General features: G+C 68.6%; 15 protein-coding genes. 14 read left to right on the top strand and 1 reads right to left on the bottom strand.

Going from position 1 to position 17,581, the window contains the following annotated elements; translation table 11 throughout:
* The first annotated feature begins 3 nt into the window (after positions 1-3).
* From ABZS29_RS04835 to ABZS29_RS04805, 7 genes are all read left to right on the top strand, one after another.
* Complete coding sequence (locus ABZS29_RS04835) at positions 4-564, top strand: TetR/AcrR family transcriptional regulator (RefSeq protein ID WP_355458616.1); 561 nt, start codon at positions 4-6, stop codon at positions 562-564.
* Positions 565-676: 112 nt separating this feature from the next.
* Positions 677-1,288 (top strand): RNA polymerase sigma factor ShbA, encoded by a 612-nt coding sequence (shbA, locus tag ABZS29_RS04830; protein ID WP_355458615.1) that lies wholly within the window; start codon positions 677-679, stop codon positions 1,286-1,288.
* Positions 1,281-2,666: a hypothetical protein gene (locus tag ABZS29_RS04825; protein ID WP_355458613.1), complete on the top strand. Its 1,386-nt coding sequence runs from the start codon at positions 1,281-1,283 to the stop codon at positions 2,664-2,666. Before shbA ends, ABZS29_RS04825 begins: the two co-directional genes overlap by 8 nt.
* 130 nt (positions 2,667-2,796) lie before the next feature.
* Positions 2,797-4,308: an IMP dehydrogenase gene (gene guaB, locus ABZS29_RS04820; RefSeq protein WP_355458612.1), complete on the top strand. Its 1,512-nt coding sequence runs from the start codon at positions 2,797-2,799 to the stop codon at positions 4,306-4,308.
* A 25-nt stretch (positions 4,309-4,333) separates the two neighbouring features.
* A complete protein-coding gene (locus ABZS29_RS04815) occupies positions 4,334-5,440 on the top strand; it encodes a GuaB3 family IMP dehydrogenase-related protein (protein WP_355458611.1) in 1,107 nt (368 codons plus the stop codon).
* Positions 5,437-6,156: an alpha/beta fold hydrolase gene (locus ABZS29_RS04810; protein ID WP_355458609.1), complete on the top strand. Its 720-nt coding sequence runs from the start codon at positions 5,437-5,439 to the stop codon at positions 6,154-6,156. The genes ABZS29_RS04815 and ABZS29_RS04810 overlap by 4 nt, the downstream gene beginning before the upstream one ends.
* A gap of 52 nt (positions 6,157-6,208) precedes the next feature.
* Complete coding sequence (locus ABZS29_RS04805) at positions 6,209-6,607, top strand: hypothetical protein (protein WP_355458607.1); 399 nt, start codon at positions 6,209-6,211, stop codon at positions 6,605-6,607.
* Here the strand turns inward: ABZS29_RS04805 and ABZS29_RS04800 are convergent, their stop codons facing one another.
* A complete protein-coding gene (locus ABZS29_RS04800; protein ID WP_355458605.1) occupies positions 6,608-8,074 on the bottom strand; it encodes a hypothetical protein in 1,467 nt (488 codons plus the stop codon).
* Positions 8,075-8,200: 126 nt separating this feature from the next.
* On the opposite strand from ABZS29_RS04800, the gene ABZS29_RS04795 reads away from it, so the two are divergent.
* The 7 genes from ABZS29_RS04795 to ABZS29_RS04765 all read left to right on the top strand — a co-directional run bounded on the left by ABZS29_RS04795 (position 8,201) and on the right by ABZS29_RS04765 (position 17,581).
* Positions 8,201-9,793: a succinic semialdehyde dehydrogenase gene (locus ABZS29_RS04795; protein ID WP_355458604.1), complete on the top strand. Its 1,593-nt coding sequence runs from the start codon at positions 8,201-8,203 to the stop codon at positions 9,791-9,793.
* A gap of 20 nt (positions 9,794-9,813) precedes the next feature.
* Positions 9,814-11,523 carry a GMC family oxidoreductase gene (locus tag ABZS29_RS04790; protein ID WP_355458602.1) on the top strand — a complete coding sequence of 570 codons (1,710 nt, stop codon included), beginning with the start codon at positions 9,814-9,816 and terminating at the stop codon, positions 11,521-11,523.
* A 733-nt stretch (positions 11,524-12,256) separates the two neighbouring features.
* Entirely contained in the window at positions 12,257-13,252 is a 996-nt protein-coding gene (gene bioB / locus ABZS29_RS04785; RefSeq protein ID WP_355458600.1) for a biotin synthase BioB, read from the top strand.
* A gap of 186 nt (positions 13,253-13,438) precedes the next feature.
* Positions 13,439-14,740, top strand: a complete 1,302-nt coding sequence (locus ABZS29_RS04780; RefSeq protein ID WP_355458599.1) for an adenosylmethionine--8-amino-7-oxononanoate transaminase — start codon at positions 13,439-13,441, stop codon at positions 14,738-14,740.
* Entirely contained in the window at positions 14,740-15,861 is a 1,122-nt protein-coding gene (locus ABZS29_RS04775; RefSeq protein ID WP_355458597.1) for an 8-amino-7-oxononanoate synthase, read from the top strand. The genes ABZS29_RS04780 and ABZS29_RS04775 overlap by 1 nt, the downstream gene beginning before the upstream one ends.
* A complete protein-coding gene (gene bioD, locus ABZS29_RS04770) occupies positions 15,858-16,520 on the top strand; it encodes a dethiobiotin synthase (RefSeq protein ID WP_355458595.1) in 663 nt (220 codons plus the stop codon). The genes ABZS29_RS04775 and bioD overlap by 4 nt, the downstream gene beginning before the upstream one ends.
* Positions 16,517-17,581 carry a hypothetical protein gene (locus tag ABZS29_RS04765; RefSeq protein ID WP_355458593.1) on the top strand — a complete coding sequence of 355 codons (1,065 nt, stop codon included), beginning with the start codon at positions 16,517-16,519 and terminating at the stop codon, positions 17,579-17,581. Before bioD ends, ABZS29_RS04765 begins: the two co-directional genes overlap by 4 nt.

Here is a 17,581-nt window from a genome sequence, read left to right as displayed (position 1 = left end):
ACCATGGGTCCGAGAGAGCGGTACCGCGAGCAGGTCCGGGACGAGGTCAAGCAGCACGCCTGGGAGCAGATCGCCACGGCCGGAGTCGCCGCACTCTCGCTGAACGCGATCGCCAAGCAGATGGGTGTCAGCGGCCCGGCCCTCTACCGGTACTTCGCCAATCGCGACGAGCTGATCACCGCGCTGATCCGCGATGCTTATCGCAGCTTGGCCGACGCCGTACGGGCGGCGTACGACGGTGGTGCGGATCTGGTCGGCCTGGCCGGAGCGATCCGGGAGTGGGCGCTCGTGGATCCGCACCGGTACCTGTTGATCTACGGGACGCCCGTGCCCGGGTATCACGCGCCCGCGGACACGACCGCGATCTCGGACGAGGTGATGACCGTGATCGTCGAAGCCGCCGGGCCGCCGGCGACCGCCGTACGGCGTGGATTGCTGTTCTGGACCCGCGTGCACGGGGTGCTGTCGCTCGAGCTGGCCGGGCATTTCCAGGGGATGGACGTCGATCCGGCGGCCCTGGTGACGGCGGAGGTCGAGGCGTTGGCGAATCGTACGCGCCAGTAGTTACAGATTGTGAGGAAATGGCTGGAAGTGGCCACCCACTGCCACTAGGCAAGCAAGAGGTGAGAGCCGTACCATCTTTCACGCTGACCGGTCCGACACGAGGGGGCGAGGGGTGACTGAGGTCCGAGTACCGCACACCCACGACCGGGTCGAGCTCAGGGATCTAGCGGCGCTTGCCGCCAACGGGGACCACACAGCTCTCAACGACCTGCTCACCAGGGTGCGCGCAGTCGCGCACCGTTATGTACGGTCCCGTTTGTGGACCTACCCCGGCGGCGCCGACATGGTCGACGACGTCGCACAAGAGGTTTGTGTCGCGGTGTTCGGCGCTCTGGGCCGGTACCGTGACGAGGGAAGGCCTTTCGAGGCCTTTATCTACGGCATCGCGGCCCGCAAGGTCGCCGATGCCCAGCGCGCGTTCGCGGTCGCCGACGTCACGACGCCGGACCTGCCGGACGGAGCGGACGAGTCGCCGACGCCTGAGGAGCATGCGGTTCGGCACTCGGAGGTCCAGCGCATCACGGACCTGATGGAGAAGCTGCCGGAGAAGCTGCGGGAGATCCTGCGGCTCCGGGTAGTGGCGGGAATGTCAGCCGAGGAGACCGGCCGGGCACTGGGGATGACACCGGGGGCGGTGAGGGTCGCACAGCATCGGGCGTTGAACACGCTCAGGGGGTATGTGGGGCATGAGGGACGAGGAGCAGGGGAGGGGCATCATGGCTGACCGTTTCGATTTGGACGCGATCGACGCCGATGACGCACTGCTCGATCTGTTGGCTGCTGGAGGAGAGTCCGCACGGTTCGCGGGCGAGCACGACCCGGCCGTCGCACTGCTGGCCGAGCTGCGGCTGGCCGTGGAGGTCGAGGACGAACTTCCGGTGGAGACCATCGACGACGCCGACAGTTTCCTGGCGCGTTGTGCGGCGCTGAACCCGGTGACGGACCCGTTCGCCCGGAAGATGGCGGCCCGTGGTTTCGCGCTGGGTGTCGCCGCGGTGGCCGCGCTGTCGGTGTCCGGGGTGGCCGCGGCGGTCAACGGCAACCCGCTGTCGCCGTACGAGAAGGTGATCGAGAAGATCACCGAGGCGGTCACGCCATCGACGGACTTCCCGAAGGAACAGCTCGACGGGTTCCCGGTCCTCGACAAGGCCAAGATCGTCAAGGTCCAGAAGAACTTCCAGAAGAAGCAGGAAGAGAAGGCCGCCGACGCCGAGCAGGACCGGACGCTGGCCAACGGCGAGCCGCCGCAGGCGAACGTCGACCCGGAGCCGCCGCTCGCGCGTCCGGCCGTGGAGACGAAGCCGTCGGTGATCGAGCAGCCGGTCGTGGTGCCGGAGCCGACGCAGCCCACCCAGCCGCCGGTCGACCCGAAGCCGGGCGACCCGACGACGCAGCCGTCCGACCCGCCGCCGACCGGCGAGCCGACGACCGAGCCGAGCAACCCGCCCGAGACGACTCCGCCGCCGACCACGGAGCCGACGGATCCGCCGTCCACGCCGCCGTCGACGGAGCCGACCAACCAGCCCACCACGCCGACCAACAACGGCGAGACCGGCAACCCGGGCAATCCGGCCAGCTCGGACCCGACCACGGTGCCGACGAGTGACACCGGCAACCCGGCCACGAACCCGGGTGACACCGGTTCGCAGCCGGGCCAGGACACGAACGCGCCGGGTGAGACCGGTGACGGCAAGCCGACCGAGGACGTCGAGCCCAGTACGCCGCCGCTCGGTGACCAGCCGGCCGACGACACCAAGCCGGCCGACGACACCAAGCCGGTCGACGAGAGCAAGCCGGTCGACGAGAGCAAGCCGGTCGACGAGGTCGCGGAGCTCGTCACCAAGGTGGTCGCGCCGGTACTGCCGGCGCCGGCCGAGCAGTCGAGCGGAGCGCAGTTCTTCGGTAACGGGCTGAAGCTGACCGGCAAGCACTCCAGCGGCAAGGTGACGACGGGCTCGCTCCGCGACCAGTACGCGAAGGGCAAGCACTCCACCGGGGTCTACCCGGAGGGGCGGCACGCGGCGATCGAGCGCACGCACGGCTCGATCGACGACAAGACCGTTCTGCGGATCCTCGGGGTGCTGAACCGCCGCTCGAAGTGAACTGAGCACCGATTCAGGGCCCGGGCTACTGCCCGGGCCTTTGGTCGTTGGGGAGACCGATTCTGACTCCGGGTGACAGCGGCATACGATGGTGGTCCGTTCTCACCGGACAAAGGTGCTCGTTTTTCCCATGGACATCACACCCGCTGGAGTTCCCGACAAGTTTGCCGCGCTCGGCCTGACCTTCGACGACGTGCTGCTGCAGCCCAACGAGTCGGACGTCATCCCCTCCGAGGCTGTCACCCGGTCCCGGGTGAGCCGCAACATCGAGGTCAACATCCCGCTGCTGTCCAGTGCGATGGACACCGTCACCGAGGCGCGGATGGCGATCGCCATGGCCCGCCAGGGCGGGCTCGGCGTGCTGCACCGCAACCTGTCGATCGAGGACCAGGCCCAGCAGGTCGACCTGGTCAAGCGCTCCGAGTCCGGAATGATCGCGCAGCCGATCACCATCGGCCCGGAGGCCTCCATCGGCGAGGCCGACGCGCTCTGCGCGCAGTACCGGATCTCCGGGGTGCCGGTCGTCGACGACGCCGGTGTCCTGGTCGGCATCGTGACGAACCGTGACATGCGGTTCGAGAGCGACATGAACCGGCCGGTCCGCGAGGTGATGACCAAGCAGCCGCTGATCACCGGCCGGCAGGGCATCTCGGCCGACGAGGCCATGGGTCTGCTCAGCAAGCACAAGGTGGAGAAGCTGCCGCTGGTCGACGCGGACGGCAAGCTCACCGGCCTGATCACGCTGAAGGACTTCGTGAAGCGGGACAAGTTCCCGCTCTCCACCAAGGACGAGACCGGCCGGCTGCGGGTCGCCGGTGCGATCGGCTTCTTCGGTGAGGCCTACAAGCGCGCGATGACGCTGGTCGAGGCCGGCGTGGACCTGCTCGTGGTGGACACCGCGCACGGTCACTCGCAGGCGCAGCTGGAGATCATCCGCAAGCTCAAGGCCGACCCGGCCACCCGCGGCGTCGACGTGGTCGGCGGCAACGTCGGTACCCGCGGCGGCGCCCAGGCGCTGGTCGACGCGGGCGCGGACGGCGTGAAGGTCGGCGTCGGCCCCGGCTCGATCTGTACGACGCGGGTCGTGTCCGGCGTCGGTGTCCCGCAGGTCACCGCCATCTACGAGGCCTCGCTGGCCTGCAAGCCGGCCGGCGTCCCGGTGATCGGCGACGGCGGCCTGCAGTACTCCGGTGACATCGCGAAGGCGCTCGTCGCCGGTGCGGACACCGTCATGCTCGGCTCGCTGCTGGCCGGCTGCGAGGAGTCGCCCGGTGACCTGGTCTTCATCAACGGCAAGCAGTTCAAGGCCTACCGCGGGATGGGTTCGCTCGGCGCGATGCAGTCCGGCGGGCTGCGCAAGTCGTACTCGAAGGACCGCTACTTCCAGAGCGATGTCGGCAGCGACGAGAAGCTGATCGCCGAGGGCGTCGAGGGTCAGGTGCCGTACCGCGGCCCGCTGTCGGCTGTCGCGCACCAGCTGATCGGCGGCCTGCGCCAGTCGATGTGGTACACCGGCGCCCGCACGGTGCCCGAGCTGCAGGAGAAGGGCCGGTTCGTCCGGATCACCTCGGCCGGCCTGCAAGAATCGCACCCGCACGACATCCAGATGACGGTCGAAGCGCCGAACTACTCCGGCCGCTGACCCGCCCGCAAGCGAAGGACACCAGATGACCGAGATCGAGATCGGCCGGGCCAAGCGCGGGCGGCAGGCGTACGCGTTCGACGACATCGCGATCGTGCCGTCGCGCCGGACCCGGGATCCCGAGGAGGTCTCGGTCGCCTGGCAGATCGACGCGTACCGGTTCGAGCTGCCGATCCTGGCCGCGCCGATGGACTCGGTGATGTCGCCGGCGACGGCGATCGCGATCGGCAAGGCCGGCGGCCTCGGGGTGCTGAACCTCGAAGGTCTCTGGACCCGGTACGAGGACCCGGCCAAGCTGCTCGAGGAGATCACCTCCCTCGATCGTGAGCTGGCCACGCACCGGCTGCAGGAGATCTACTCGGCGCCGATCAAGCCCGAGCTGATCTCCCAGCGGCTGCAGGAGATCCGCGACTCCGGTGTCACGGTGGCCGGCGCGCTGTCGCCGCAGCGGACCAAGCAGTTCGCGAAGCACGTCGTCGACGCGGGCGTCGACCTGTTCGTCATCCGCGGTACGACGGTCTCCGCCGAGCACGTCTCCGGTCAGGCCGAGCCGCTGAACCTCAAGCAGTTCATCTACGACCTCGACGTACCGGTCATTGTCGGTGGGTGCGCCACGCATCAGGCCGCTCTGCACCTGATGCGGACCGGCGCGGCCGGCGTACTGGTCGGCTTCGGTGGCGGTGCTGCGCACACGACTCGCAAGGTGCTCGGAGTCGCAGTGCCGATGGCGTCCGCGGTGGCCGATGTGGCCGCGGCGCGGCGTGACTACATGGACGAGTCCGGTGGTCGCTACGTGCACGTGATCGCTGACGGTTCGGTCGGTCGCTCCGGCGATGTCGCCAAGGCGATCGCCTGCGGCGCCGACGCGGTCATGGTCGGTTCCCCGCTGGCTCGGGCCAGCGACGCTCCCGGCGGTGGCTTCCACTGGGGCGCCGAGGCCTGGCACGCAGATCTGCCCCGCGGCGAGCGCGTCGAGGTCGGCGTCACCGGCACCATGGAGCAGATCCTCTTCGGGCCTTCCTGGGTCCCGGACGGCACCATGAACCTGGTCGGCGCTCTCAAGCGCGCCATGGCCACCACCGGCTACACGGAGCTCAAGGAGTTCCAGCGGGTCGAGGTCGTCGTCGGTTGAGCACCGGGCTCCTGATCCTGCACGGCTCCAGCGGTACGCCGGACCTGGATCGAGCCCGGATCCTGCGCGACGCGGGGTACGACGTACTGGCGCCGGCATGGACCGTGAGGCCTGAGGTGCCGTTGGAGTCGTTCCCGCTCGACGAGCTCGCGGAGCGGAACGACCGGCTTGTGGTGATGGGCAACTCGTGGGGTGCCGAGGCGGCGTTGCTGCTCGGCGCCCTCGATGCCCGGGTGGACGCGGTGGTCGCCTTCGCTCCGAGTGCCTATGTGTGGGGTCGCGTCGACGAGGACGGCAGCCAGCGATCGGCGTGGACCTGGCGCGGTGCGCCGCTGCCGTTCGTCCGGTACGCCGCGGACTGGCAGCCGGACGAGGATCCGCCGAGCTACACATCGTTGTACCGCGAGAGTCTGCGGACGGCCGAGGACGTTGAAACAGCTCGGATTCCGGTCGAGCGGATTCGTGAAGTGCTACTGATCGCCGGTGGTGACGACAAGGTCTGGCCTGCGGTGGAGTTCGCGGAGGAGATCGTCCGGCGGCGCGGTTCGTTGCCGACCCGGCTGGTGATCGGTGCTGAAGCCGGCCATCGGACGGTGCTGCCGGGCGAAAGGCCGAAGGATGCGGGACAGCGGATGGCCCGTGGCGGTACCGAGGCGGCCGATCGCGAGCTCGGCGAGCGCGCGTTGCCGGAGATCCTGACCCTCCTGGCGGGGTGAGCGACGTGCGGCGCGGACGCGGGGCTTGGTGAACTCTGGAAGGATTGCCGCCATGGGACTGTTCAGCCGCCGCAACCGCGACCAGGACGCCGACAATGCCGCCCTCTCGGCCGCGCGCGCGATGCTGACGTCGGAGGACGTCCATCAGGTGCGGTTCCTGATCACCTCGAAGCGGATGGTGAACGCCGTGAAGGTGGTGCGGGACCGGACCGATCTCGATCTGAAGAAGTCCAAGCAGATCGTCGACGAGATCCGGTACGGGACGTACGTGCCGCCGATCAAGAAGACTCCGCTGATGCGGACGCCCGGGACGAACCTGGCCGAGCGGACCCGCGCCTTGAAGGCGGCCGGTGAGTTGCATCAGGCAACGGCCCTGGTGGTCTCCGAGACCGGGATGACCGAGGTCGAGGCCGGTCTGTTCGTCGGAGCACTCAAGCCCCAGCAGGACTGATCAGCCGATCCGCCGCTCCGGCCCGGTCAGCAGTTGCTGAGCGGCTTCGTGGGCGTGCTGGGAGGCCGTGAGGTCGCCGGTCGCGGCCAGCAGATCGCCGTGGTGGCGGTAGCAGTCGGCGGCCAGATCCTTCATCTCGGGATCGTCGTCGGTGAACGGGATCAGCGCGGTCGCCACCTCGGCGCACCAGACGGCGAGGTCGAGAGCGAGCTCGAGCCGGCCCGACTGGTAGTAGGCGCCGGAGATGTCGCGGAGCAGCTTCGCCCAGATCGGGGCGTAGGTGCTGGTCTCGTACCGCATCCGGTGTGACTCGCGCTCCGAGGAGATCGCGAACAGGTAGTGCGCTTCCACGCCGAGCGTCAGTGCGGTGTCCACGTCCTGCACCAGCAGTTGCGGGACGAGCTCGGCCAGCTCGGCGGCGCGCACCGCGGCCGACTCAGGATCGGTACGGCCGGAGACGGTCGCGAGCGTCATCCCCGGTGCCGGCTCGGCCAAGGCGAGCAGGCGGAAGTACTGCTCGAACGGACCGAGCTTGATCTCGGCGTTCTCCAATGCGGTGACCAGAGTCAGCGGCAGACCGCGCTCCAGCTCCTCGGTGACGCGAGCAGCCGTCTCGGCATCGGTGTCGAACGCAGTGCGGAGGCAGGTCTCGCCCTCCATCAGTCGCCCGACGATGCCGAGGTGCTTGCCCTTGCGGGTGAGCGCGGCGACCAGTGTGCGCATGTCGGACGCGGAGTCCGAGTCGGCCAGGGTGTCGGCCGTGGTCAGGCCGATCTCATCTGCTTCCAGCGCCAGGTCCAGTCGCCCTTCGGCCGCGTGGACGTCGGCGGATACGGCGGTCGCCGTACAGAGGTAGCGGGCGTAGGACAGGGACTGCGGGCTCTCGTTGATCTGGTCGGCGAGCTGCAGGAACAGCTGGGTGGCCGCGTCCGCGGAGGCGACGGCCAGCGCGGGATCGCCGTACCGGCGCAGGATCAGGGCGTTCATCGCGAGCACGCGGGCGAAGTCCGGCTGGTGCCGCAGGCCGTCCTCGCCGCTGACGAGCTGGCCGTACGAGATCACCGCGCCGTCCATCTCCAGTACGGCGGTGGCCCCGCGACCGCGGTGCGCCTGCGTCATCGCTCGCCGTGCCCGGATATCGGCCAGGAAGGATGTGGCGTCGAGCACACCGGCGTCGCTCAGCTCGGTGTAGCCCAGCTGCGCCTCGTGGAGCGCGGCCAACGCCTCCTCGTGCCGTCCCGACGCGTTCAGCGAGCCGGCCAGCTCGTACTGCGTCGCGGCCATCAGGTGCTTGGCCTCGTAGTGGTTCGGGCTGCTCTCGGCCCGCTCCCGGGCCAGCTCGATCACGCGCTGCTGATAGGGCCCGGCCTCGTCGGCCCGGCCTTCCTCGATCAGTACCTGGGCGGTCTGCAGCGCCTCACCGAGCTCGTCCTCAGGAGGCGTGAAGAGCCCCCCGCTGTCCACCATCTCGACCTTCCACCCCTCCACGACGTTCAGCCGTCCAGCCTAGGGCAATGCATCTGCACGTGCAGGGGGACACGAACACGACTTCCGCTACTGACACTTTCTATTACCGGCAGGTAGCCTGGGCAGATGAGTGAGCAGACGTCGATTCCTGCCGACCCGGAGCTCGACCCGACCGCGTCGTACGCGACCGATCAGTCGGTGATCCGCCGGTTGTCGGGGCTGCTGCGGGCCTCGGCCGGCACGCGGACGTCGTACGCGCCGGCGACCGGGCAGCCGATCGCGGACCTGCCCGTCTCCAGCCCGGACGACGTGCTCGGTGCGGTGCGCTCGGCGCGGAAGACCCAGCTGAGCTGGCGGCGGGTGCCGCTGGACGAGCGGGCCGCGATCCTGCTGCGCTATCACGACCTGGTGCTGGACCACCGGCACGAGCTGGTCGACCTGGTGATCCGGGAGTCCGGCAAGGCGCGCAAGCAGGCCTTCGAGGAGGTCGCGCACGTCGCGCTCACCGCCCGGTACTACGGCCGCAAGGCGCACGAACTGCTCGATCCGCAGCGCAAGCTCGGCATGTTTCCGGTGCTGACCCGCGCGGAGCAGCGGTTCGTCCCGAAGGGCGTTGTCGGCATCATCTCGCCGTGGAACTACCCGCTCAGCATGGCGATGGCCGACGGCCTGCCCGCCGTACTGGCTGGGAACGCGGTCGTGCACAAGCCCGACAGCCAGACCCCGCTGACCGCGCTCCGGGCGATCGAGCTCCTGTACGACGCGGGTCTGCCGCGCGAGGCGTGGATCCCGGTGAACGGCGACGGCCCGACGGTCGGCGGCGCGATCATCCAGAACTCCGACTACATCTGCTTCACCGGTTCCACGAAGACCGGGCGGCTGGTCGCGAAGCAGGCGGCCGAGCGACTGATCGGTTTCAGCCTGGAGCTCGGTGGCAAGAACCCGATGCTCGTGCTGCGTGATGCCGATGTGCAGCGTGCGGCGGAGGGCGCCGTACGGGCTTGTTTCTCGAGTGCCGGTCAGCTGTGCGTCTCGATGGAGCGCCTGTACGTCGCCGATCAGGTGTACGACGCGTTCGTGACCGCGTTCGTCGCGCGGGTGAACAAGCTGAAGCTGTCGGCCGGGACCGGCTGGGACGTCGACATGGGCTCGCTGATCTCGAAGGCGCAGCTGGAGACGGTGACCCGGCACGTCGAGGACGCCAAGGCCAAGGGTGCTGTCGTGCTGGCCGGCGGGAAGCCGCGGCCGGAGATCGGCCCGCTGTTCTACGAACCGACCGTGCTGTCCGGGGTGACCCCCGCGATGGAGTGCTTCGACAACGAGACCTTCGGGCCGGTCGTGTCGATCTACCGGTTCTCGGACGAGTCCGAGGCGATCCAGCGTGCCAACGAAGGCGAGTACGGGCTGAACGCCAGCGTCTACACGCGGGACACCCGCCGTGGTCGCGCGGTCGCGGCCCAGCTGGTCGCCGGCACGGTCAACGTGAACGAGGGCTACGCGGCGACGTTCGGCTCGATCGACACCCCGATGGGTGGCATGCGCTCCTCCGGAGTCGGCCGCCGGCAGGGCGTCGAAGGCCTCCGCCGGTACGTCGATCCGCAGGCGATCGCGACTCAGCGGCTGCTGCCGATCGCGGCCTCGCACGGCCTGTCGGACAAGACCTACGCCGAGGTCATGACCGGCGCCCTCCGCGTCCTCAAGAAGCTGGGCCGCGCCTGATCTTCTAGCTGGGAGTGCACATGTCCTTCGACTATGACGTGCTTGTCATCGGGTCCGGGTTCGGCGGGTCCGTCAGTGCGCTCCGGCTGACGGAGAAGGGCTACAAGGTCGGCGTGCTCGAGGCCGGGGCCCGGTTCGAGGATGCAGGGTTCGCGAAGAATTCCTGGGACAAGAAGCGGTTCCTGTTCGCGCCGCGGCTCGGTTGCTACGGCATCCAGCGGATCTCCGCGCTCAAGGACGTGATCATCCTGTCCGGCGCCGGAGTCGGCGGCGGCAGCCTCGTCTACGCGAACACGCTCTACGAGCCGCTCGACGCGTTCTACTCCGACCGCCAGTGGGCACACATCACCGACTGGAAGTCCGAGCTCGCGCCGTACTACGACCAGGCGAAGCGGATGCTCGGCGTCGCGACCTATCCCGGTTTCACTCCGGCCGACGAGGTGATGAAGCAGGTTGCCGACGACATGGGGGTCGGCGACACCTTCCACCCGACCCCGGTCGGGGTCTTCTTCGGCTCACCCGGTGTCGAGGTCGACGACCCGTACTTCGGCGGCGCGGGCCCTCGCCGTACGGGGTGTATCGACTGTGGCGAGTGCATGACCGGCTGCCGGCACAACGCGAAGAACACCCTGACCAAGAACTACCTCTACCTGGCTGAGAAGGCCGGGGCGCAGGTCTATCCGCTGACCACGGTGACGTCGGTCGAGCCGTTGGCCGACGGCGGGTACGCCGTGGACACCCGTGGGACCGCGGACCGGAAGAGCGTCCGGCGGTTCACCGCGCAGCAGGTGATCTTCGCGGCCTCAGCCCTCGGTACGGCGAAGCTCCTGCACCGACTGCGGGACGAGAACAAGCTGCCGCGACTGTCGACCCGGCTCGGCGTGCTGACCCGGACCAACTCCGAGTCGTTGCTGGGTGCGATCTCTTCCGATCGCAGTGTCGACTACAGCCGCGGGGTGGCGATCACCTCCTCGTTCCACCCCGACGAGATCACCCACATCGAGCCGGTCCGCTACGGCCGCGGCAGCAACGCGATGTCGCTGCTGCAGACCGTCCTCACCGACGGCGACGGCGACCGGCCGCGCTGGCGGACCTGGCTGCGCGAGATACGGGTGGAGTGGCGGAACCTGCACCGCCTGTACGACCTGCGGCACTGGTCGGAGCGGGTCGTGATCGCGCTGGTGATGCAAACCGCGGACAACTCGATCTCCACGTTCGGCAAGCGGGACCGGTTCGGTCGCTGGCGGCTCTCCTCGCGCCAGGGCCACGGCGCTCCGAACCCGACCTGGATCCCGGTCGCCAACGAGGTGATCCGCCGGATGGCTCGGATCATGAAGGGGACGCCGGGTGGAACCATCGGCGAGCCGTTCAACGTGCCGATGACCGCGCACTTCATCGGCGGCTGCGCGATCGGCGACTCCGCGGCCACCGGCGTGGTCGACCCGTACCACCGCGTCTACGGGTACGACGGGCTGCACATCATGGACGGATCGGCGATCTCGGCGAATCTCGGGGTGAACCCGTCGCTGACGATCACCGCGCAGGCCGAGCGGGCGCTGTCGTTCTGGCCGAACAAGGGGACGGCGGACCCGCGGCCGGCCGTCGGCAAGCCCTACGAGCGGCTGCAGCCGGTCGCGCCGGAGGCTCCGGTCGTGCCCGCGGAAGCGCCCGGCGCACTCCGGTTGCCGATCGTGCAGATCACGACAAAGCAGCCTGTGACGAAGCCGTAACGCATTCCTGATCTTGCATCGGCGTAATTCACGGCACCGCGGAGAACCCCGAGGAAATGAAAGAACCTCAGCCCTGAGAAGGGATGAGGTTCTGCACCAGAAAGGTGGCGGAAAAGGGAGCGAGCCCCTCGGGAACGTTTCCGCCCAAATCGTTTCCCGAGGGGCTCACTCAAGCCGGGGTGAGGCGCCCGGCGCTTGGGATCGGGTCACCAACCATGGCTGGCGACCCGAGCTCTTGGTAACTACCTTACATCCGATTCCAGGAGTTTCGAGCCTTGCGGAGTGGTTGTTATCACTCTGCGTGCCGTCTGTAATGATCGGCCACTCGTTGCTCTTTGTTACCGGGTGGCGGTCTTCCTTGCGGTAACCGCCTCTGTTCACATCAACGAGCCCCTCTACAGGGGGTTACGAGGTTCCGAAGAAAAACCCAAAAACTTTCTGCGGCCCCTTGCGAAGGTCGCTCAGAGTTGCTGCGCCCTCAACCGCTTGACGTGACGCGGACCGCAGCCCCGCCGTACCGGCCTGCCCTAGGGTGTGGCCGGTGCTCCCGCGCCTACTGCGCAGCACTCGGCACGGCACCTCGCCGCACTGGTGCAAAGGCCACGATGGAAAAGCATCGAGGCCTCCGCCCCAGCACGCCGAGCTACCGCACCGAGCACTTGCTCGCTACGGCGCGGAAGCACCGGCCACACCCTTGTGAGCCGACCCCCGGTCCGGATCAGGCAGGAGAACCATGGGCGACATCGTGGACGTGGCGCGTGAGCAGGTGCTGGAGCAGGGCATCGGCCTGCGCCAGGAGCAGCTCGTCGAGGTGCTCCAGACGCCGGACGACCGGTTGCCGGAGCTGCTGGCGCTCGCGCACGAGGTCCGGGTGAAGTGGTGCGGCGAGGAGATCGAGGTCGAGGGGATCATCTCGCTGAAGACCGGCGGGTGTCCGGAGGACTGTCACTTCTGCTCGCAGTCCGGTCAGTTCACGTCACCGGTGCGCGCGGTCTGGCTGAACATCCCGGAGCTGGTCAAGGCGGCGCAGGAGACAGCGGCGACCGGTGCGACCGAGTTCTGCATCGTCGCGGCCGTCCGTGGCCCGGATGCTCGGCTGATGTCGCAGGTGAAGGCCGGTATCGAGGCGATCAACGCTGCGGTCGACATCAACATCGCCTGCTCGCTCGGCATGCTGACCCAGGAGCAGGTCGACGAGCTGAAGGCGATGGGGGTGCACCGCTACAACCACAACCTGGAGTCGGCGCGCTCCTACTTCCCGGACGTCGTCACCACGCACTCCTTCGAGGAGCGCTGGGAGACCTGCGTGATGGTGCGCGAGTCCGGCATGGAGCTGTGCTGCGGCGGGCTGGTCGGCATGGGGGAGTCCCTGGAGCAGCGCGCCGAGCTGGCCGCGCAGCTGGCCGAGCTGGAGCCGCACGAGGTCCCGCTGAACTTCCTGAACCCCCGGCCGGGCACACCGTTCGGTGACATGGAGGTGATGGACGGCAAGGACGCACTGCGCACCATTGCCGCGTTCCGGCTCGCCATGCCGCGCACAGTGCTCCGGTACGCCGGTGGCCGCGAGCTGACCCTTGGTGACCTCGGAACCCGCGACGGACTGCTCGGCGGAATCAACGCCGTGATCGTCGGCAACTACCTGACCACTCTGGGCCGTCCGGCGACCGCCGACCTCGATCTGCTGGCCGAGCTCAAGATGCCGGTCAAGGAGCTGCAGAAGACGCTATGAGGTTCTGCAGCCACTGTGGACGCTCTGAGACCGACGGCAGTCATGAGGACTGCCGCCGGTCGTTGCTGATGGAGCCGCCGCGGTACTGCGCCGATTGCCGCCGGCGGATGGTCGTACAGGTGCACCCGATGGGCTGGAGCGCCCGCTGCTCCGTTCACGGGACGATCGGGAGTTAGCGTGGGGCACGTGGACCTCTGGCAGAAGCAGGACGCGCGGCTTCTCTGGCATCCATACTCGTCACTGAGCGCACCGGCGCCGGTACGGCTGGTCCGCGGTGCGTCCGGTGTGCGGCTGACACTGGACGACGGCAGCGGTCAGACAGTTGAGGCGATCGACGCCATGGCGTCGTGGTGGTGCATGATCCACGGCTACCGGCACCCGGTGCTGGACGCCGCTGTGAAGGATCAGGTCGACGACTTCAGCCACGTCATGTTCGGTGGGCTGACCCATGAGCCGGCGATCCGGTTGGCCGAGCGGCTGGTGGAGATCACTCCGGCGCCGCTCGAGCACGTCTTCTTCTGCGACTCCGGGTCGGTGTCGATCGAGGTCGCCATCAAGCTCGCGCTGCAGTACCAGGTCGCGCGGGGGTACGCCGGGCGGACGCGGATGCTGACCGTGCGCGGCGGGTACCACGGCGACACCTTCGCGCCGATGAGTGTCTGCGACCCGGTTAACGGGATGCACTCGCTGTTCACGGGCGCACTGCAGGAGCAGGTGTTCGGACGGCAGCCACCGGCCGGTTTCGACCGCCCTGCTGACGATCCGGAGCTTCAAGCGTGGGCTGCTGCCATGGCTGCAGTGGCTGAGCAGCACGCTTCTGAGATTGCAGCTGTGGTTGTCGAGCCGATCCTGCAAGGTGCCGGCGGCATGTATCCGTACAGTCCGGCCTGTCTGCGCGTCCTGCGCTCGCTGGCCGATCAGTACGGGTTCCTGCTGATTCTCGACGAGATCGCCACCGGCTTCGGCCGCACCGGAACGCTCTGGGCTTCTGAGCACGCCGGTATCGAGCCGGACATCCTGTGTACCGGCAAGGCGCTGACCGGTGGCTACCTTTCGCTGGCAGCGATGCTCTGCACGGCGGAGGTCGCGCAGACCGTCTCCACCGGGCCCGGTGGTGCACTGATGCATGGGCCGACGTTCATGGCCAATCCGCTCGCCTGCTCGGTCGCCCTCGCCTCGATCGACCTGCTGCTGACTCAGGACTGGGCTGCGCGGATAGCTGCGATATCTGCCGGGTTGACGGCCGGACTGGCTCCAGCTGTGGACTTGCCTGGCGTGAAGGACGTTCGGGTGCTTGGTGCGGTCGGCGTGGTCCAGTTGGCCGGTCCGGTCGACATGGTGCGGATGACAGACGCCGTACTGCGTCGTGGGGTGTGGGTGCGTCCGTTCCGCGACCTCGTCTACACGATGCCGCCGTACGTGTGCACGGACGAGGAGATCGCCACTATCGCCTCCGCCATCACCGATGCGGTGCGAGAGGTCGGCTGATGCTGGCGGAGTGGCTGGCCCCGAAGGCTGCGGCGTTGGAGTCTCGTGGGTTGACCCGGCGGCTCCGTCCCCGAGCTGCGGGTGACGACCTGATCGATCTTGCAGGCAACGACTATCTGGGCCTGGCCCGGGATTCTCGCGTGATCGAAGCCGCCGCTGACGCGGTGTGCCGCTGGGGGACCGGCGCGACCGCCTCCCGCCTCGTCACCGGTACGACGACTCTGCACGAGGAACTGGAGTCAGCACTGGCCTCGTACGCCGGTCAGGCCGCCGGACTGGTGTTCTCGTCGGGCTATCTGGCGAATCTGGGCGTCGTGACCGCACTGGGTGGTCCGGGCACGCTGTTGGTCTCTGACGAACACGTCCATGCGTCGCTGATCGATGCGAGCCGGCTGGCTCGTTCGCGGGTGGAAGTCGTTCCGCACAACGACGTTGACGCCGTCACCAAGGTGCTTGCTGAGCGCAACGAACCGCACGCGTTGGTGATGACCGAGTCCGTCTTCAGCGTGCTGAGCGACGAGGCGCCACTCGTGTCGCTGGCCGAGGTCGCGGCGGAGCACAACGCCGTACTGCTGGTGGATGAGGCGCATGGCCTTGGTGTGACCGGTGGCGGCCGTGGGTCGGTGCATGCGGCCGGGCTGGCCGGTTTGGATCACGTGATCGTCACCATGACGCTGTCCAAGGCGCTCGCGTCGCAGGGAGGCGTCGTACTGGGGCCTGAGGTGCTGCGTGCGCATCTGATCAACCGGTCTCGACCGTTCATCTACGACACGGCTCTTACGCCGGCTGCGTGTGCCGCTGCGCTGGCAGCACTGCAGGTGCTCGAAGCCGAGCCGGAGCGCGCGGCGGCGATTCACTCCGCCGCTGCCCAGTTGGCTGCGGCCTGCGGTGTCCCAGCGGCCGCGGGGGCGGTCGTTTCGGTGCAGATGCCCGGTCCGCGAGAGACTGTCCGGGCAGCGGAGCTGTGCCGGGACAATGGCGTACTGGTTGGCAGTTTCCGGCCGCCGTCGGTTCCGGACGGCATCAGCCGGCTGCGGCTGACCGCCCACGCCGGTCTGTCCGACGACGAGCTGGCCAGGGCCTGCGCCGTTATCAGTCAAGCCATCAGCGAGGTTTCATGATCACCATCGTCACCGGTACCGACACCGGCGTCGGCAAGACCGTCGCCACCGCTGCCCTCGCCGTCCGGGCTGCCGTTCACGGCAAGGTCGCCGTGGTGAAGCCGGCCCAGACCGGCGTCGGCCCCGACGACCCCGCCGACCTCGACGACGTCAACCGCCTGACCGGGATCACCACCCTCTACGAGGGTGTCCGCCTCCGCGACCCGCTCGCCCCGACCACCGCCGCCCGCCGGCAGGGCGTACCGCTGCCGACGGCCGAGATCCACGCCAAGTCGGTCGACGGCCTCGCCGCCACCCACGAGAACGTCGTGATCGAGGGCGCCGGGGGACTGCTCGTCGGCCTCGACGCCGACGGCGGCACGCTGATCGACCTGGCGAAGGCACTCACCAAGCCGTACACCTTCGTCGTCGTGACGCGGGCCGGCCTCGGCACCCTCAACCACACCGGCCTCACCGTCGAAGCGCTCCGCGCCCGCGGTCTGCCGGTCGAAGGCCTGATCATCGGTTCCTGGCCGGAAGAGCCCGGTCTGGCCGAGCAGTGCAACCTCGAAGACCTCCCGGCCACCACCGGCCTCAAGGTGCTCGCCCGCATCCCGGCCGGCGCCGGTGACTACGACCAGGACACGTTCACGAAGGCTGTGCCCGGCTGGTTCGCGTGACCGGCTGCCCAGCCCGGTACGACGCTGAGCTCGGGTACTGGGTGGTCGACGATCCGGCGCAGGTTCGCGCCGTGCTGCTGGACCCGGCCACGTTTCGGCCGGACAACGCCGTACTGGCTCACACGCCGTTGTCGGTGAAGGCGTTGCGAGTGCTGTCGGCTGTGGGGTTCGCCCTGCCGCCTACGCTGGCGAACAACGCTGGTGAGTCGCACCGCGGGATCCGGGCCGCGGTGGCGCGTTTCTTCAGCCCAGCGCGGGTCGCTGCGGTCGAACCATTGACTCGCTCGCTGCTGACTGAGCGGGTCGCAGCTGTCACTGCACAACTCGCGGCGGGAGAGACGGTCGATCTGGTTCAGGCTGTTGCCGCCGAGCCACCCGCACTGGTGCTGCTGCATCTGCTGGGCCTGCGCGACGTGCCGGTAGCTGAGCTCAAAGCCTGGAGCCTGGATTCACTGGAACTGTTCTGGGGTTGGCCGGACACTGACCGGCAACTGGAGCTGTCGCACAGCGCAGCGGAGTTCTACAGCTGGCTACGAGCACGGACTGTCGAGGCTCGGGAGACCGGTGGCAACGACCTCTTCGGCGTCCTGGTGGAGCTAGGGCTCTCCGACGAAGAGGCGTGCGCGGTTGGCTACTTCCTGCTGATCGCAGGGCAGGAGACGACCACCCAGCTGATCTCAGCAGCCTTCCATCGGGTGCTGACGGGTACGCCTGCGTCGGTGGAGGAGGTGCTGGCTGAGGCGTCGTCGGTGCCGACCTGGCGCCGGGTGACTTCGTCGGCCGTGGCTGTTGGTGACGTGAAGTTGCCAGCCGGTGCGGAGGTACTGCTCGGGCTCAGCGGACATGGCGGTCCGGCGGATCTGGCCTTCGGGGTGGGGATCCACCGGTGCCTGGGCGCCGGTCTGGCCCGCCTGGAGACTCGAGTGGCGCTGGAGACTGCGGGGGAGCTGCTGTCCGGCGCACAGCTCGTCGAGGAGCCGCCGATGATCGATCTGCTCTCGTTCCGGGCCCCGAAGCGGCTGCGGATTACAGCCTCGCTGACCTGCACCGATACGCTTTGA

Origin of the sequence: Kribbella sp. NPDC005582 (assembly GCF_040605415.1) — a bacterium.
Classification (GTDB): Bacteria; Actinomycetota; Actinomycetes; order Propionibacteriales; family Kribbellaceae; genus Kribbella.
The sequence above is the reverse complement of the archived record's forward strand: the minus strand, read 5'-3'. Positions and strand labels throughout refer to the sequence as shown.

Coding starts and splice junctions, on each gene's coding strand:
- bioD (WP_355458595.1), top strand. CDS start 15,858: ATGATCACCATCGTCACCGGTACCGACACCGGCGTCGGCAAGACCGTC.
- ABZS29_RS04825 (WP_355458613.1), top strand. CDS start 1,281: ATGGCTGACCGTTTCGATTTGGACGCGATCGACGCCGATGACGCACTG.
- ABZS29_RS04795 (WP_355458604.1), top strand. CDS start 8,201: ATGAGTGAGCAGACGTCGATTCCTGCCGACCCGGAGCTCGACCCGACC.
- guaB (WP_355458612.1), top strand. CDS start 2,797: ATGGACATCACACCCGCTGGAGTTCCCGACAAGTTTGCCGCGCTCGGC.
- ABZS29_RS04775 (WP_355458597.1), top strand. CDS start 14,740: ATGCTGGCGGAGTGGCTGGCCCCGAAGGCTGCGGCGTTGGAGTCTCGT.
- ABZS29_RS04815 (WP_355458611.1), top strand. CDS start 4,334: ATGACCGAGATCGAGATCGGCCGGGCCAAGCGCGGGCGGCAGGCGTAC.
- ABZS29_RS04800 (WP_355458605.1), bottom strand. CDS start 8,074: ATGGTGGACAGCGGGGGGCTCTTCACGCCTCCTGAGGACGAGCTCGGT.
- ABZS29_RS04790 (WP_355458602.1), top strand. CDS start 9,814: ATGTCCTTCGACTATGACGTGCTTGTCATCGGGTCCGGGTTCGGCGGG.
- ABZS29_RS04835 (WP_355458616.1), top strand. CDS start 4: ATGGGTCCGAGAGAGCGGTACCGCGAGCAGGTCCGGGACGAGGTCAAG.
- bioB (WP_355458600.1), top strand. CDS start 12,257: ATGGGCGACATCGTGGACGTGGCGCGTGAGCAGGTGCTGGAGCAGGGC.
- ABZS29_RS04805 (WP_355458607.1), top strand. CDS start 6,209: ATGGGACTGTTCAGCCGCCGCAACCGCGACCAGGACGCCGACAATGCC.